This is a genomic window from Pseudomonas sp. QS1027 (genome assembly GCF_002814235.1).
GTDB lineage: Bacteria > Pseudomonadota > Gammaproteobacteria > Pseudomonadales > Pseudomonadaceae > Aquipseudomonas.
This window is the reverse complement of the sequence record NZ_PHSU01000042.1, coordinates 1-16,021: the sequence shown is the minus strand read 5'-3', so window position 1 is coordinate 16,021 and position 16,021 is coordinate 1. Positions and strand designations below refer to the sequence as shown.

14 protein-coding genes are annotated in these 16,021 nt (G+C 62.4%); 1 reads left to right on the top strand and 13 read right to left on the bottom strand.

Annotated features, from left to right (window positions below):
- Window positions 1-7 precede the first annotated feature (7 nt).
- The 13 genes from gcvH to CWE01_RS31265 all read right to left on the bottom strand — a co-directional run bounded on the left by gcvH (window position 8) and on the right by CWE01_RS31265 (window position 15,257).
- Window positions 8-385 carry a glycine cleavage system protein GcvH gene (gene gcvH, locus CWE01_RS31325; protein ID WP_100944428.1) on the bottom strand — a complete coding sequence of 126 codons (378 nt, stop codon included), beginning with the start codon at window positions 383-385 and terminating at the stop codon, window positions 8-10.
- A gap of 310 nt (window positions 386-695) precedes the next feature.
- On the bottom strand, window positions 696-2,204 hold the full coding sequence (locus CWE01_RS31320) for a sigma-54-dependent transcriptional regulator (RefSeq protein ID WP_100944427.1): 1,509 nt from the start codon (window positions 2,202-2,204) through the stop codon (window positions 696-698).
- 55 nt (window positions 2,205-2,259) lie between these two features.
- Entirely contained in the window at window positions 2,260-2,619 is a 360-nt protein-coding gene (locus CWE01_RS31315; RefSeq protein WP_100944426.1) for a DUF5064 family protein, read from the bottom strand.
- A gap of 55 nt (window positions 2,620-2,674) precedes the next feature.
- Window positions 2,675-3,604, bottom strand: a complete 930-nt coding sequence (gene arcC, locus CWE01_RS31310) for a carbamate kinase (RefSeq protein WP_100944425.1) — start codon at window positions 3,602-3,604, stop codon at window positions 2,675-2,677.
- 67 nt (window positions 3,605-3,671) lie between these two features.
- On the bottom strand, window positions 3,672-4,682 hold the full coding sequence (locus tag CWE01_RS31305) for an ornithine carbamoyltransferase (protein WP_100944424.1): 1,011 nt from the start codon (window positions 4,680-4,682) through the stop codon (window positions 3,672-3,674).
- Window positions 4,683-4,756: 74 nt separating this feature from the next.
- Window positions 4,757-6,013 (bottom strand): arginine deiminase, encoded by a 1,257-nt coding sequence (arcA, locus tag CWE01_RS31300; protein WP_100944423.1) that lies wholly within the window; start codon window positions 6,011-6,013, stop codon window positions 4,757-4,759.
- Between the two features lie 34 nt (window positions 6,014-6,047).
- Complete coding sequence (arcD, locus tag CWE01_RS31295) at window positions 6,048-7,475, bottom strand: arginine-ornithine antiporter (RefSeq protein WP_100944422.1); 1,428 nt, start codon at window positions 7,473-7,475, stop codon at window positions 6,048-6,050.
- A 665-nt stretch (window positions 7,476-8,140) separates the two neighbouring features.
- Window positions 8,141-9,493 (bottom strand): CoA transferase, encoded by a 1,353-nt coding sequence (locus CWE01_RS31290; RefSeq protein WP_100944421.1) that lies wholly within the window; start codon window positions 9,491-9,493, stop codon window positions 8,141-8,143.
- A 268-nt stretch (window positions 9,494-9,761) separates the two neighbouring features.
- Window positions 9,762-10,169, bottom strand: coding sequence for a YbaN family protein (locus CWE01_RS31285; RefSeq protein WP_100944420.1), 408 nt, complete (start codon window positions 10,167-10,169; stop codon window positions 9,762-9,764).
- A 71-nt stretch (window positions 10,170-10,240) separates the two neighbouring features.
- Window positions 10,241-10,849, bottom strand: a complete 609-nt coding sequence (locus CWE01_RS31280; RefSeq protein WP_100944419.1) for a biliverdin-producing heme oxygenase — start codon at window positions 10,847-10,849, stop codon at window positions 10,241-10,243.
- Between the two features lie 115 nt (window positions 10,850-10,964).
- Window positions 10,965-13,550, bottom strand: coding sequence for a TonB-dependent receptor (locus CWE01_RS31275; RefSeq protein WP_100944418.1), 2,586 nt, complete (start codon window positions 13,548-13,550; stop codon window positions 10,965-10,967).
- 118 nt (window positions 13,551-13,668) lie between these two features.
- On the bottom strand, window positions 13,669-14,628 hold the full coding sequence (locus CWE01_RS31270) for a FecR domain-containing protein (RefSeq protein WP_371917168.1): 960 nt from the start codon (window positions 14,626-14,628) through the stop codon (window positions 13,669-13,671).
- Window positions 14,629-14,738: 110 nt separating this feature from the next.
- Window positions 14,739-15,257 carry an RNA polymerase sigma factor gene (locus CWE01_RS31265; RefSeq protein ID WP_100944416.1) on the bottom strand — a complete coding sequence of 173 codons (519 nt, stop codon included), beginning with the start codon at window positions 15,255-15,257 and terminating at the stop codon, window positions 14,739-14,741.
- A 371-nt stretch (window positions 15,258-15,628) separates the two neighbouring features.
- On the opposite strand from CWE01_RS31265, the gene CWE01_RS31260 reads away from it, so the two are divergent.
- Window positions 15,629-16,021, top strand: a 393-nt coding sequence (locus CWE01_RS31260) for a contractile injection system protein, VgrG/Pvc8 family (protein ID WP_256579438.1), incomplete at its 3' end; no start/stop codon positions are given.

Below are 16,021 nucleotides of genomic sequence, written 5' to 3'. Positions count from 1 at the left end.
CGGTTCCTCAGGCGTTGGCTTTGATCAGTTGGTCGTAAGCATCCTGATCCAGCAGTCTAGCGACTGCCGAGGCATCGGTTGGCCGGAAGCGGAAAAACCAGCCGGTGCCCAGCGGGTCTTCGTTGACCAGCTCGGGGCTGTTTTCCAGCTCTGGGTTGAGTTCGAGCACTTCACCGTCCAGGGGCATGTACACGCCGCTGGCGGCCTTGACCGATTCCACGGTGGCGGCTTCGGCGCCTTTGTCGTAGTGCTGCAGTTCCGGCAGTTGCACAAACACCACGTCGCCCAGGGCGTTTTGCGCGAAAGCCGTGATGCCGACCGTGACACTGCCATCGGCTTCGGTGCGCAGCCATTCGTGGTCTTCAGTAAAACGCAACTCGCTCATGGAAACTCCTAAGGGGGCCAGACTCGTGGTCAGGTGGACGCAGGGGATGCGGGATCGACGTCCCGCTGAATGGGAGTTCCCATAGCAAGTTTGTGGCCAATACTGCGCGAGGCTTGTAAATCAAGGGTTTGCGGGTTTCTTGCGCGGGTTGGGCGACGGCCGCTGTAGCGAAATCGCTACAGCTGGAGAGCAGAAAAAAAGCCTAACAGGATCAAAGCCTTGTGCGGTGGGGATTGGCCTCGGGTGTAGCGAAATCGTTCCGCTGTAGCGCTTTCAGTACAGATGGAGGTCGCTTTTTGCGCGCCCTGCCTCAGGACTTGCCGGGAATGCCGTATTTGCGCAGCCGATGGGCAATGGCCGTATGGGAAGTCTGCAAGCGACTGGCCAGTTGCCGGGTCGAGGGATACTGCACGTAGAGCTTTTCCAGCAGGGTCTTCTCGAAATCCTCGACCGCCTGTTCCAGGCTGTCGATCTCCGGATCGCTCTGGCGCGCCACCGAGGTCCCGGCAATATCCAGGTCGCCGATGTCCACCACGCTGCTTTCGCAGATCGCCGCCGCGCGGAAGATCACATTCTGCAACTGTCGCACATTGCCCGGCCAGCGGTTGTCCAGCAGTGCCGGATAGGTCCCGGGCGCCAGCCGGCAGACCGGGCGCTGGATCTGCGTGCAGGCCTGCTGCATGAAGTAGCGCGCCAGCAGCAGGATGTCCTGGCCGCGTTCGCGCAGCGGCGGGACTTCGACATTGAGCACGTTCAGCCGGTAGAACAGGTCTTCGCGAAAAGTGCCTTCGCTGACCATCTTCTCCAGGTTGCGGTGGGTGGCGCTGAGAATCCGCACGTTGACCTTGACCTCGCGGTCTCCGCCGACGCGACGGAAGCTGCCGTCATTGAGAAAACGCAGCAACTTGGCTTGCAGGTACGGCGACATTTCGCCGATCTCATCAAGAAACACCGTGCCCTGGTTCGCCAGTTCCATCAGCCCCGGCTTGCCGCCGCGCTGGGCGCCGGTAAAGGCCCCGGGGGCATAGCCGAACAGTTCGCTTTCGGCGAGGTTCTCCGGCAGGGCCGCGCAGTTCAGGGCCAGGAACGGTGCACTGTGGCGCGCGCTGATGGCATGGCAGGCCCGGGCCACCAGCTCCTTGCCGGTACCGGTTTCGCCCTGGATCAGCAGCGGTGCGTCGAGGGTCGCGACCCGCTGGGCGCGGGTCTTGAGGGTGCGGATCGCCGGGGACTCGCCGAGCAGCGCGTCAAACCCTTCGGCATGGTCATGGTGCAGGGCCGACAGCTGTTCACCGATGCGGTTCGGCTGATAGAGGGTCAGCAGTGCGCCGGCATCGGTGATCGGCGTGGCGTCGAGCAGCAGGGTCTGGCCGTTGACGGTGATTTCCCGCAGCGGCAGGCGAAAGCCGTTTTCCAGCAGGGTGTCCAGGAGATTGGGGTCGGCAAAGAGCTCGGCGACGCTTTCACCCGCCGGCTCGCGACCGTACAGGGCGATCAGCGCCGGGTTGGCCAGCAGCACGTTGCCGGCGCTGTCGAGGGCCAGCACCGGGTCGGTCATGGCCGCGAGCAGGGCGTCGAGTTGCAGGTGCCGGCGCTGTCCCGGCAGGATATCCACCACCGTCACCGCCTCAACGCCGCGGACGCTGAACAGTGCATCGCGCAACTCCTCCAGCACTTGCGGGCTGAGGGTCGGGGCGTCGATATAGACGTTGGGCGGAACCATCTCCACCGCATCCAGGTTGAGATTGCGTCCACCGAGCAGGGCCAGGACTTCCTGGGTGATGCCGACGCGGTCGATGAAACTGACGTGGATACGCATGGGGCGATTCGGTGTTCCGGGCGCGAGGGCGGCAATTATGCCTTGGCGCGGGGTGTTACTCCAAATGCTCGGGTTTCACCGGGTCGCCGGATTTGGCATGGAGTTGCTCGCGCACGTCCTCGAACATCCGGTCATAGTGACCATGCATGGTGCGCAGGTCGACGTTTTTCGGCATGCCGTGCTTCACCGCGATATGGAAGGCCTCGCTGGCGAAGTTGAACGCCAGGTCCTTGGGCAGCGTGAATGTTTCCTTGAGGGTTTTGCCATTGATGTCGCCGTGCATCGTGAACTGCATGGACGTGCCTTCCTTCGGGTCCTTTACCACCTCGTAGTCGATCTTGAGGTCGTAGCTGAAATCCCCGGGTTGTAAGGCGGCACGCTGGATATGCAGGTGTCCGGACTCGAACGTGGCCATGGTGTTCTCCTTCAAGGCATGGAGTAGGGCAGACCACTGGCCTGCCCGATGGTTCTCATGAATAAGTGATGCCGGGTTTCGCCGTACTGATCCGCGTACCTGCCTTACCTTGGACTATCGCTTCGATATCCGCCAGTGAACCGATCACCGCGGTCTTGCCGGTGTGCCGGGCGAACTCGCAGGCGGCCTGGACTTTCGGGCCCATGGAGCCGGCGGCGAAACCGAGTTTTTCGAGATCGTCGGGGTGGGCCTGGAGGATAGCCTTCTGGGACGGTTGGCCCCAGTCGACAAAAGCGGCATTGACGTCGGTGGCGATCACCAATAGATCGCTTTCAAGCTGTTCGGCCAGCAGCGCCGAGCACAGGTCCTTGTCGATCACCGCTTCGATGCCCTTGAGCTTGCCGTCCTCGCCGTACATGGTCGGGATGCCGCCACCGCCGGCACAGATCACGATGCTGCCCTTGTCCAGCAGCCATTTGATCGGGCGGATTTCGAAGATGCGCTTGGGTTTCGGGCTGGCGACCACGCGGCGGTACTTGTCGCCGTCAGGGGCGATGCTCCAGCCTTTTTCGGCGGCCAGTTGTTCGGCCTCGGCCTTGGCATACACCGGGCCGATGGGTTTGCTCGGGTGCTGGAAGGCCGGGTCCCTGGGATCGACTTCGACCTGGGTGAGCAGGGTGGCGAAGGGCACCTCGAAGTCCAGCAGGTTGCCCAGTTCCTGTTCGATGATGTAGCCGATCATGCCTTCGGTTTCAGCACCGAGCACATCCAGCGGGTAGGGCGAGACCTGGGTGTAGGCGGCCGCCTGCAACGACAGCAGGCCGACCTGCGGACCATTGCCGTGGGCGATGACCAACTGGTTGCCGGGATAGATCTTGGCAATCTGTTCGGTGGCGATACGGATATTGGCGCGTTGATTGTCCGCGGTCATGGGTTCACCACGACGCAGGAGGGCGTTACCGCCCAGAGCTACGACGATACGCATGGTTGAGTCCTTACAGGGCGAAGAAAAGTGATCGTTCCCACGCGGTGCGCGGGAACGCTCGGTCGAATCAGATATCCGCCAACGCCGAGACCAGGATCGCCTTGATCGTGTGCATGCGGTTTTCCGCTTGCTCGAAGGCGATATTGGCTGGCGACTCGAACACTTCCTCGGTCACTTCAACCCCATTGGCCAGGTGCGGATAACGCGCCGCAATGTCCTTGCCGACCGTGGTTTCGCTGTTGTGGAACGCCGGCAGGCAGTGCATGAATTTGACCCGGGGATTGCCCGAGGCCTTCATCATTTTTGCATTGACCTGATAGGGCATCAGTTGCTCGATACGCTCGTCCCAGGCTTCCACCGGTTCACCCATGGACACCCAGATATCGGTGTGGATGAAGTCCACGCCCTTGACCGCTTCCTTCGGGTCTTCGGTGATGGTGATGCGTGCGCCGCTTTCCTCGGCAAAGGCCTTGCACTGGGCGATGAAATCTTCATGGGGCCACAGGGCCTTTGGCGCGCCGATGCGCACGTCCATGCCGAGCTTGGCACCGATCATCAGCAGCGAGTTGCCCATGTTGTAGCGCGCATCGCCGAGGTAGGCGTAGCTGATGTCATGCAGCGGCTTGTCGCTGTGCTCGCGCATGGTCAGGGTGTCGGCGATCATCTGTGTCGGGTGGAATTCGGCGGTCAGGCCGTTGAACACCGGCACGCCGGCGAACTTGGCCAGCTCCTCGACGATTTCCTGTTCGAAGCCACGGTACTCGATGGCGTCGAACATCCGCCCCAGTACGCGGGCGGTGTCCTTCATGCTTTCCTTGTGGCCGATCTGCGACGACACCGGGTCGATATAGGTGACGTGGGCGCCCTGGTCATGGGCCGCGACTTCGAAGGCGCAACGGGTGCGGGTCGAGGTCTTTTCGAAGATCAGCGCGATGTTCTTGCCCTTGAGGTGCGGCTGCTCGGTGCCGGTGTACTTGGCGCGCTTGAGGTCGCGGGACAGGTCGAGCAGGTAGTGCAGCTCGCGATTGGTGTGGTGCATCAAGCTCAGCAGGCTGCGGTTACGCATGTTAAAAGCCATTTTGGATCTCCTCGGGTATGGGTTATCCGCCTGCCGTGGCCCTTCGTGGGGGCAAGGGCAGGTTTGAATATCGGTCAGTAATCGATCGGGTCGCGAATGATCGGGCAGGTCATGCAGTGGCCACCGCCGCGGCCGCGGCCCAGTTCGCCGGCGCTGATGGTGATGACTTCCACGCCGGCCTTGCGCAGCAGGGTGTTGGTATAGGTGTTGCGGTCGTAGCCGATCACCACGCCGGGTTCCACGGCCACCACGTTGTTGCCGTCGTCCCACTGCTCGCGTTCGGCGGCGAAGCTGTTGCCGCCGGTTTCCACCACTCGCAGGGCCTTGAGGTTGAGGGCCTTGGCGACGGTGTCGAGGAAGTTGCTTTCCTCGCGGCGGACATCGATGCCGCCGGGCTTGCTTTCGTCAGGGCGCAGGCTGAAGGCGACGATCTGGTTCACCACTTCCGGGAAGATGGTCACCAGGTCTCGGTCGCAGAAGCTGAACACGGTGTCCAGGTGCATGGCCGCGCGGGACTTCGGCAGGCCGGCAACGATGACCCGCTCCACCGCGTTGTGCTTGAACAGATTCAGCGCCAACTGGCCGATGGCCTGGCGCGAGGAGCGCTCGCCCATGCCGATCAGGACCACGCCGTTGCCGAGGGGCATCACATCGCCGCCTTCGAGGGTGGCGTTGCCGTGTTCCTGGTCCGGGTCGCCGTACCAGACCTGGAAGTCGGCGTTGACGAATTCCGGGTGGAATTTGTAGATGGCGCTGGCCAGCAGGGTTTCCTGGCGCCGCGCCGGCCAGTACATCGGGTTGAGGGTCACGCCGCCAAAGATCCAGCAGGTGGTGTCGCGGGTGAACTGGGTGTTGGGCAGCGGCGGCAGGATAAAGCTGGAATGGCCAAGGAAATCGCGGAACATCTCGATGGTCTTGCCACCGAAGCTGCTCGGCAGGTCATCGGCCGAGACGCCGCCGATCAGGAACTCGGCGATCTTGCGCGGCTCCAGGCTCCTGAGCCACGAGCTGACTTCGTTGACCAGGCCGAGGCCGACCTGGTTGGCAGTGATCTTGCGCTCCAGGATCCAGTCCAGGGCTTCCTTCTGGCCGACGATATCGGTCAGCAGGTTGTGCATTTCCAGCACGTCGATATCGCGTTCGCGCATCTTGGTGACGAAGTCGAAGTGATCGCGCTTGGCCTGGGCCACCCAGAGCACATCGTCGAACAGCAGCTCGTCGCAGTTGTTCGGGGTCAGCCGCTGGTGCGCCAGGCCCGGTGAGCAGACCAGCACCTTGCGCAGCTTGCCGGCTTCGGAATGAACGCCGTATTTCACTTTTTCCGTGGTCATTGCAGATCCTCCAGGGAACGAAACAAACAGGGGGTCAAAGGGTCAGGAAGCCGTCGTAGAGACCATAGGCCGCCACCAGGGCGCCTATGACCACCGCGGCAAAAATCAGCTTCTCGACAGTGGTGAAAATCGGTTTGCCCAGCTCGTGCTTGGCCTTGGCGAACAGGATCACCCCGGGGGCGTAGAGCAGGGCGGAGAGCAACAGGTACTTGGTGCCACCGGCGTAGAGCAACCAGATCGCGTAGATCAGGGCGATGGCGCCGATGACCAGGTCCTTGCGGCGTTCGCCCGGGGCCTGTTCATAACTTTCGCCGCGCACCGCCAGCAGCACGGCATAGGCCGCCGACCAGAGGTAGGGCACCAGGATCATCGAGGTGGCGAGGTAGATCAGCGACAGGTAGGTACTGGCCGAAAACAGCGTGATGATCAGGAAGATCTGCACCATGGCGTTGGTCAGCCAGAGGGCGTTGGCCGGCACATGGTTGGCGTTTTCGCGGCGCAGGAACGCCGGCATGGTGTGGTCCTTGGCGGCGGCGAACATGATCTCCGCGCACAGCAGCACCCAGGACAGCAGGGCGCCGAGCAGCGAGATGATCAGGCCGACGCTGATCAGCACCGCGCCCCAGTGACCGACCACGTGTTCGAGCACGGCGGCCATGGACGGGTTCTGCAGTTTCGCCAGTTCCGGCTGGGTCATGATCCCCAGGGACAGGACGTTGACCAGCACCAGGAACAGCAGCACGGTGATAAAACCGATGACCGTGGCCTTGCCTACGTCCGAGCGTTTTTCCGCGCGGGCGGAGAAGATGCTCGCGCCCTCGATGCCGATAAACACCCAGACGGTGACCAGCATCATGTTGCGCACCTGGTTCATCACACTGCCCAGATCCGGGTTCTTCACGCCCCAGATGTCGGCAGTGAAGATATCCAGCTTGAAGGCGAACAGTGCGATCAGCACGAACAGCACCAGCGGCACGACCTTGGCGACGGTGGTGACCAGGTTGATGAACGCCGCCTCCTTGATGCCGCGCAGTACCAGCCAGTGCACGGCCCATAGCAGCACCGAGGCGCCGATCACCGCGGCCGCGGTATTGCCCTGGCCGAACACCGGGAAGAAGTAGCCCAGGGTGCTGAACAGCAGGACGAAGTAACCGACGTTGCCCAGCCAGGCACTGATCCAGTAACCCCAGGCGGACGAGAAACCCATGTAGTCGCCGAAACCGGCCTTGGCGTAGGCGTAGACCCCACCGTCCAGGTTCGGTTTGCGATTGGCCAGGGTCTGGAATACGAAGGCCAGGGTCAACATGCCCACGGCGGTAATGGCCCAGCCAATCAATACAGCGCCGACATCGGCACTGGCGGCCATGTTTTGTGGCAGCGAAAAGATCCCGCCGCCGATCATTGAACCCACCACCAGAGCGACGAGCGCGCCTAATCGCAGTTTTCCGGGAGATTCAGACATTGCATGACTCCAATCCGTGGGAATTGAGGCTATAGGGTAGGGCAGGGGTAAAATTGAAAAATGACATAGATCAGTTCATGGGCACATTCCATTGTTTATGAACGACTTGGGTGTGTCGCGCGGGCACGCCGACCTGCGTCTGAAGACAGCTGTCCCAGAGCGGTTGAGTGGGCGTTAAAAAGAATGTTTCGTATTGCTGTGGGAATTTAAACTAGCCAATCCTGTGGATTGTGCAAATTTCTGACAGCACTTTTTTAAACGCGTTCGATTTATTGGAAACAGCCCACAGAATCATCGAGTCGAATGGGTTTCATAGGCGTTATTGGTCTTAAGCGACTACCGTTGTCATCCCTATCGAATAAACGTAGTGGCACATTGGATAATTAATCGAGTGAGCTTTTTTGTTTTGTTAAACATTGAAACAATTAAGTAATTAAGATGACTCATATGTCAGGGCCGACCTGAGCACTGCGCCTAGGCGTGGTGATGGGGTTTACGAGGGAGGAGCATTGATGCTGAATCCCCGGGGGACCCTTGAGGTGGTTGATGATCCGGAGGGCCTCTTCGCGGGCAAGCCCTGCTCCTACAGTTTTGCGTGAAACCGAAATGTCATGTACGACGCCAAACTGTAGGAGCGTGGCTTGCCCGCGAAGGCGATCTTGAGCTCACCACCACTGTGGCGGATGAGCCCCCAGCTTTGTAGCGGCAAAGGCCCACTGCAACGGCACCGCCCCGACCTTCAGCGGCGACAGCAAACGTTGCGCCGGGCCCCAGGACGTCTGTTCCAGCAGCGGATTCCAGTCTTGCGCTCCAGCGGGCAACAGCGCTTCGGTCCCATTGACCGCCCCCTGTTCCACCAGCAGCTTCGCGGTACGGGCCAGCGATAAACGCGCCGACCCTCCCAGCCCGCTGTGCAAGCGTTCGGTCAGCGCACGGATCGCCGCGGCCGCCATCAGGTAGCCGGTGGCATGGTCCAGCGCCTGCACCGGCAGCGGGACGGGCTTGTCCGCCTGTTTCCACAACATGCCGGCCTGGGCGATACCGCTGCTCATCTGCACCAGGCTGTCGAAGCCCCGGCGATTGCGCCACGGGCCGCTCCAGCCGTAGGCGTTCAGGCTCACATCGATCAGCCCGGGGGCCAGGCGCTGGCGACGCCGGGCATCGTAGCCGAGCCCGTCCAGTGCATCGGCGCGGTAGCCGTGCAGGAGGATATCGGCCCCGCCGAGCAAGCCTTCGAAGATCTCGCGGTCAGCGGCGTCATGCAGGTTCAGGCGGGCACAGTGCTTGCCCAGGGTCACGTCCGGGACCAGGGCCGGTTCGTCCCAGGTTGGCGGGTCGATGCGCAGCACTTCGGCGCCCAGACCTGCCAGCAGGCGGCTGGCCACGGGGCCGGCGAGTACGCGGGTCAGGTCGAGCACCTTGATGCCTGCCAATGGCCGTGCCTGCGAGCCGAGCCAGGTCCGTGAACCGTGACTGTCGTGGGTGGCGCGCTGGACCAGGGCTTCGGCATTGACCGCCAGCCCTTGGGGATGTTCTTTCCAGGCGGCCCATGAGCGCATTTGCGCGGCGCAGCCACCGGCCTCGACTACCGCCTGTTCCAGTTTGTCGGCGGACCATTGGGCAACCTTTTCGGCCATGGCGCTGCGGTCCGCGGCCAGTCCCAGAACGCGCTCGGCGGCGCGGCGATGGTGCGGGGCGTTGGTGTGCAGGCGGATCCAGCCGTCGGCGCTGGCGTAGTCGCCGGCAATCGGGTCCCAGGGTGGCGGGATTTCCCAGCCTACCGGCTGCACGGCGCTGGCGAACCACAAGGAGGCCAGGCGTCGGTCGACTTCGACGGTGGGGCGCTGTCCGCTCTGCTGCAGCAGCAGTTCGGCCACGGCCTGGCCGGCGGCGGCGAGAGTGGCGCCAGCCAGTTCGGTAACGGCGAAAGTCGAGGGCAGAGCACCGCTGCCGGTGAAGCGCGGCGGCGAGAGGGGCAGGTCGAGTGCGGCTTGAATGGACGTCAATAGATCGGTCATCGAAGGCTCTCCGTGAGAAGGGCCATTGCACCTGAAATACGGGTGCTTGTCGATGTCAGGTGCACCTTCCGGAGCGTCAATACGTTCTTGACCCTTACCCCGCCATTGCGCCCCACGCGGTCTGTGTAGGAGCCGGCTTGCTGGCGATCCAGGCGACGCGGTTTGGCAGGACACCGCGTCGCTGCCATCGCCAGCAAGCCGGCTCCTACAAATCGGGGCTTGCCGAAAAATATCGCAGGATCGGGCCTCCGCAGGAAATGAAGGGGGCTCAGGAGGCGTCGGGCACCGCAAGCCGCTCCGGACGCGACCAGATCCACAGGTTGCCCAGGCTCATCCCGGTGATGGCCAGGTAGATCGGCCAGCCGTGTTCGAGCATCACCAGCATCAGCGTCGCGCAAAGCAACATGCTTACGGTGGCACTGACCTTGGCCCGGCGGGCGATGATCTTGCCGTTGCGCCAGTTGCTCAGGATCGGGCCGAACAGCCGGTGGTTTTCCAGCCAGGCACTCAGGCGCGGCGAACTCTTGGTGGCGGCCCAGGCGGCCAGCAGGATGAACTCGGTGGTCGGCAGGCCGGGAATGACAATGGCGACCAGACCGATGCCCAGGCTGACATAGGCGAGCAGGCCGAAGAGCACGCGGGCGAGTCTGGAGGAGGAGGGTTTTGGCTGGGTCATGGCGTCAATTGTGCGGCGATGAAGAGAACGGCTCAAGCCCCCCGGCACCTGCAAAGGGCCGGGGGGGCTGATCAGGCCAGTTCCGGCGCGGTGGCGTAAGCCTGTTCCAGCAACACGGTAAAGCGCACGAACGCGTCAATCGCACCTTTCTCCGCCGCTGCTTCTTCTTCTGCACTCAGTTCCAGCCCGTCGAGGGTCCGGGTAAAGCTTTTCCAGCCCTCGGCACGACCGCCGGCCGGCTCACCCAGGTGCCGGGCGCCGAAGGTTTCGCTGAGGCCCAGGCCCACGGCGCGCTTGATCAGGAACGCGGCGCCGAGCTTGGAACCTTCGGACACGAAGATCCAGCCCAGGGCTTCGGCCTTGCTCGGGTTCTTCACGGCACCGGCCACCGGTGCAGGTACTTCGGTGTCCAGATCCGCCAGGTCGGCCTTGGCGGCTTCAGCGCGGCAACGCTCGGCCAGATCCGGGACGATGGCGATCAATTCGGGATCGTTGTACAGCGACACCAGCTCCGACTGGAACAGGTACTGGGCCACCACGAAACGGGCGAAATTCGCCTGGGTTTCGAAGGGCGCATGGGCTTTGACCAACTGGTCGAGCTTGGCATGCGGCTCATGGGTGATCTGGTTCAGGCGTTGCGAGCGCAGGTTCGGGCGCTGGACGTTGTCCGGGGTGGTCATGAGCATGTCCTTGAGAATGAGAGGCACTGTCTGACTAGACGAATCAGAAGACGCGCGACAGTAAAAAAACCTCACCCTGGCCCTACGACATTCGGCCGGGTGAGGTGCGGTTTGGTCAGATATCCCAGACCAGGTTGACCGAGAAGTTGCGTCCCGGCGCGGTCAGGCGCTCGAGGTTGGCCGGGTTCAGCACACCGGCTTCGCCGACGCTGTCGTAGCCGCGGACGTCATCCCAGTTCCAGTACTTCTTGTCGGCCAGGTTGTAGAGCCCGGCATTGACGGTGATGTCATGCGTGACCTTGTAGTAGCCGGTCAGGTCCAGCAGGCCGTAGCCCGGGGTCTTGAACTGCTCGCCCTTGCCGTCCGGGGAGAAGAAGTTGCTGCTGTCGACCCTGTTCTTGCGTTGCACCAGCGTCCAGCTCAACAGGCCGCCGTAGTTGTCCTGGTCGTAGCCCAGGCCCATGACCGCGGTGAGTGGGTTGACGCTGTTGAGCGGTTGCCCGGTGTCGTTGTTGCGGCCGTAGGCATAGGCCACGGAACCCTTGCTGTAGAGACCCTGCGGCGCACCAAAGGCGTCCAGGTTGAGGCGACCCTTGAGTTCGGCACCCTTGATGGTGGCGTGCTTGATATTGTTGGTCTGGAAGGTCAGCTCGCTGTAACCGGGGGCAATGGCGTCTTCGTTGATGAAGTCGCGGTACTGGTTGTAGAACACCGCCAGGTCAAACGAGCCGGCGTCGAACTTGCCGCGCAGGCCGGTCTCGTAGCTCTTGCTCTTTTCCGGTTGCAGGTTCGGGTTCGGTGCGACCTGATAGCCGGTGCTCAGGTTCTGGAAGCGACCGTACAAGGCCTTGGCCGACGGGGTGCGGAAACCTTCGGCGTACTGGCCGTACCAGGTGTACTGGTCGTTCAGGGCGTAGGTCAGGCCGAACTTGGGCGAGACGCGATGCCAGGTCTTGTTGGAACCGTCGACGGCGCCGCCGCCCGCCGCGGCGATGGTGTTGAGGAATTCCTGGGTGATATGCGGCTTGAGCTGGGTGTAGTCATAGCGCAGGCCCGGCAGGAAGGTCCACTTGTTCCAGTTGATCTGGTCCTGGGCGAACAGGCTGTAGCTGTCGATGGTCGGGTCCGGGAAGTCGCTGGACTTGACCAGGCGATCGGATGGGCTGTCGGCACCCACGGCGGTGCAGCCCCGGCCCACGGCCAGGCAGACCCCGGAACCGCTACGGGAACCCGTGACCTCCTGTTGCTTGAGGGTGGTGCCGTAGGTCAACAGGTGATCGGTCGCGCCGATATTGAAGGCCTTGTCGGCCTGGGCATCGAAGACCCACTGTTTCTCTTCGTAGACCGTATCGCGGCTGCGCAGGACGTTACGGGTGAACGGGAAGTAGTTTTCCAGGGTGCTCTGGTCGGTCTTCGCGATCTGGTAGTTCAGGCTCAGCTTGACGTGATCGGCCACGGCGCTGTCCAGGCCGAAGCTGTTCTCGATGCCGAAACGTTCGCGACTGATGGTGTCGTTGCCGGTGCGCGAGCGGTACATGCCCAGCGGCTGGCCGACGTTGAACGGACCGCCGACGGCGCTGCGCTGGTTGGTATCGACGGAGTCCTTGTAGCGCTCGTAGGTCAGGCCCAGGCGCGAGTCGTCGTTGTAGTTCCAGCCGAGCTTGGCCAGCACGTTGGTGGCACGGGCTTTCTCCGGGTTCGCCGCAGTGCGGTTCAGGCCGTCGCCGCCGGTATCGCCATAGGACTCGGTCTGGCGTCCGTTGCGCTGGCTCAGGTGCAGCAAACCGTCGAAATCGCCGCTGCGTCCGGCGACGGTGCCGGAGGTCAGCCAGCTGTCATCGGCCGAGCTGTAGCCGCTTTTCAGGCGGGCGCCGACGTCCTGGCCCGGCTTGATGATGTCGTCCGGGTCGAGGGTGTAGTAGCTCACGGCGCCGCCGATGGCGTTGCTGCCGTAGAGCACCGAGGCCGGGCCGCGGAGGATCTCCACGCGCTTGATGATTTCCGGGTCGACGTAATTGCGCTGGGTGTTGGCGTAGGGGCCGTTGAAGAAACTGTCGGGAATTTCGACGCCGTCGACCTGGGTCAGGATCCGGTCGCCGTCGATGCCGCGAATGTTGTAGTTGCTGATGCCACCGCCACGCTGGCCGGTACCACCGACCGAGACGCCGGGTTCGTCATGCACCAGTTGCTTGATGGTGTTGACGTTCTGGCGGTCGAGTTGCTGGCGGTCCTTCACCGTCACGGTGTTGGGCACCGAGTTGACGTCCTGTTCCTGGCGGGTGGCGCTGATGGTCACCTGCTCCAGGTTCAGGGTACTGCCGCTGGCACGCTTTTCCAGGACGATGCTGTTGTCGCCGACCTTGCGGTAGCTCAGGTTGGTGCCGACCAGCAGGCGCTCGAGGGCCTTTTCCGGCGGCAGTGCGCCGCGTACGCCTGGCGAAGCCACGCCCTGGCCGAGTTCGGCGGGCAAGCCGACCTGCCAGCCGGTGATCGAGGTGAAGGCATTGAGCGCCGAGACCAGGGGTTGTTGCGCGATCGAGAAACTGTAGTTGCCCAGGCTCCTGGCCGGTTGTTCGGCGCTACCGGCGGCCAGCACTGGCGTTGCTTGTGCACCGGCCAGCAGGATGGCCGCGGTCAGCAAGGACAGGGTGCATTGGTGCAGGCCGCTGGTGCGGGTCTTGGAGGTAAAACGAGTGGGCATCGATAGCGCTCCCGGGTGGACGAATCGTTATAGGTGTTGCGTGACTCAAAATGCGAATCACTTGCATTGGCTATAACGAGACGAATCATCGGGGGCTATCGAGTAAAAATAATTGTTCTCAGTTGAGAATCACCAGCGCCGGGTACTCCGAAACCTTGGCGGAGGTGATCTGGGCCAGGGAGCGGACCACGTCCAGGGGCTTGTCCAGACGGTAGTTGCCGGTGACGGCGACATGGGCCAGGTGTTCGTTGTTGTTGACGATCCAGCCGGGGTAATAGCGCCGCAGCTCGGCCAGGACCTGGCTCATCGGGCAATTTTCGAACACCAGGCGGCCCTGGACCCAGGCCAGGTCCTTCTGCGCATCGAGTTTTTCCGGGCGGCCGAAGCCATGGGGCCCGACCTTTACGCTGTTGCCGGCGGAGAGTCGCAGGCGCGCGCTGTCGTCGAGGGTGCGCAGGTCGACATCGCCGCGCTGGACCTGCACCTGCGCCTCGCCATCGAGGTAGCGCACGGCGAAGCTGGTATCGCTGACACTGGCGCGCACCGGTCCGGCATCGATTTCCAGAGGATGTTCGCGCTCGGCGGCGACCTCGAAGAACGCCTCGCCCTTGTACAGCCGGGCCTTGTGTTGGCGACCGCTGAAGTTGCTGGAGAACGCCGAATTGGTATTGAGCAGGACTTTCGAGCCGTCCTCGAGTTGCAGGTGCTGGCGCTCGCCGGCCACGGTCAGGTGATCGGCTTGCAGGCGCAGGGGCAGATTGCTGTAGGTGCCGATGGCGATCAGCAGTATGGCGGCGGTGGCCAGGGGTTTCCAGTGTGGACGCAGACGTCGCAGCAGTGACGGGCGCCGCCCTTGTTGCAGGACCTGGGCGGCGGCAAACACCGGCGGTGCGTTCCAGGCGCCGCTGGCGCGCGCATAGGCCTGGGCATGACGCGGGTCGGCGGCCAGCCAGGTGTCGAAGGCGGACTGCTGTTCGGCGCTCGGGCACTCCATCACGATCAGCCAGTCCAGTGCCTGATCCATGGCTGCGTCATGGGGCACCGGCCCGGAGGGGCGCAGGTCTTGACTGTCTGTCACGGGTGTTCCTCGGCAACGTTTGCCACGGTTTGGTTCAACGATCTTATGATTTTGCACGATAGAGCTGTAGGACGTTTGAGCGGATTATCCACGCTATCGGGCAGCAGAGCTTAAGGGCGATCCAGGCGTTCGGCCACACCGACACAGATCGCCATGATCAGCTTGAGCTCTTTTTGCACGGTGCTCAGGGACACATCGAGCTCGTCGGCGATCTCCTGGTAGCTGCAGCCGTGGAGGCGGCTGAGGATGAAAATCTGCTGCTGGCGGGCACTCAACTGGCCGAGGCTGACGCTCAGGCGCTTGAGCATCTGCTCGGCGTGGATGGCGTCTTCCGCCGTGCTCAGGGGCGCGGCGACATTCTGCATGACGTCCAGCGGCACATCGTCCATCAGGGTGCGAGACTGGATACGCAGCGCGCGAAGATGATCCAGCGCCAGGTTGCGGGCGGTCTGGAAGACAAAGGGCTCGAGGTGATCCACCGGGCGTTCGTTCAGGGCGCGGGTGACCCGCAGGTAGGTTTCCTGCAGCAGGTCCTCGGCGGTGCTGGGGTTGTTGACCATGCGCTGCAAGGTCCGCAGCAGCGTGACACGCTGGGCGAGGAAGACAGTATTGAAGTGGGACTGACTCACGGAAGCACCGGACCGATTGCAAGCGAATGATAATGCTTATCATCTACCTTGTAGGTCAAGTCCTAATGTGTTCCTTTTTCCTGCTGTGCTTGGAGTATCCAGCGGGCATGAACCTACTTGTTGTAGATACGGTTTTCACCGCCATCATGTAAGAACCTTCCCGGAGTTATGGGATTTGCCCGAAAAACTCGGGTGGTTTGTAGATCTCCCTTACGAGCGAAACCGGTGCCATCTACATCGAAGAAAACGTAAATACATCATGGATTTAGCTTCGTCAAACGTAGGATCATTCTGTTTTGTGTAGCCACTATTCATCTCAATCAAAGCCGCAAGCAGAATCATCCGCCCCCTTTTGGTAAAAGGAACAGCGGATGTTCAGCGCGACGAATCAACAGCGCTTCAAACTGACCCTCGATGCGTGCGAGCACGACCTGCACGTACTCGGTTTCAAGGGCCACGAAGGCCTCAACCAGCCCTACCGCATCGATATCGAACTGGTCAGCGCAAGTGTCGACCTTGACTTGGAAAGCCTGCTCCACCAGCCCGCCTTTCTATCGTTCGGGGCCGAGAACATTGGCCTGCATGGCCATATCCATAGTGCCGGCCAGGGCGAGTCCACCCAGCGCCTGACGCGCTATCAACTGACACTGGTCCCGCGCCTGGCGTATCTGGAACACAGCACCCAACAGCGGATCTTCCAGAACCAGAGCGTACCGGACATCATCGCCCAGGTTCTCAAGGAGCACGGCATCCTCGCCGACGCT

Coding starts and splice junctions, on each gene's coding strand:
- gcvH (WP_100944428.1), bottom strand. CDS start 385: ATGAGCGAGTTGCGTTTTACTGAAGACCACGAATGGCTGCGCACCGAA.
- CWE01_RS31320 (WP_100944427.1), bottom strand. CDS start 2,204: ATGCGTATCCACGTCAGTTTCATCGACCGCGTCGGCATCACCCAGGAA.
- CWE01_RS31315 (WP_100944426.1), bottom strand. CDS start 2,619: ATGGCCACGTTCGAGTCCGGACACCTGCATATCCAGCGTGCCGCCTTA.
- arcC (WP_100944425.1), bottom strand. CDS start 3,604: ATGCGTATCGTCGTAGCTCTGGGCGGTAACGCCCTCCTGCGTCGTGGT.
- CWE01_RS31305 (WP_100944424.1), bottom strand. CDS start 4,682: ATGGCTTTTAACATGCGTAACCGCAGCCTGCTGAGCTTGATGCACCAC.
- arcA (WP_100944423.1), bottom strand. CDS start 6,013: ATGACCACGGAAAAAGTGAAATACGGCGTTCATTCCGAAGCCGGCAAG.
- arcD (WP_100944422.1), bottom strand. CDS start 7,475: ATGTCTGAATCTCCCGGAAAACTGCGATTAGGCGCGCTCGTCGCTCTG.
- CWE01_RS31290 (WP_100944421.1), bottom strand. CDS start 9,493: ATGACCGATCTATTGACGTCCATTCAAGCCGCACTCGACCTGCCCCTC.
- CWE01_RS31285 (WP_100944420.1), bottom strand. CDS start 10,169: ATGACCCAGCCAAAACCCTCCTCCTCCAGACTCGCCCGCGTGCTCTTC.
- CWE01_RS31280 (WP_100944419.1), bottom strand. CDS start 10,849: ATGACCACCCCGGACAACGTCCAGCGCCCGAACCTGCGCTCGCAACGC.
- CWE01_RS31275 (WP_100944418.1), bottom strand. CDS start 13,550: ATGCCCACTCGTTTTACCTCCAAGACCCGCACCAGCGGCCTGCACCAA.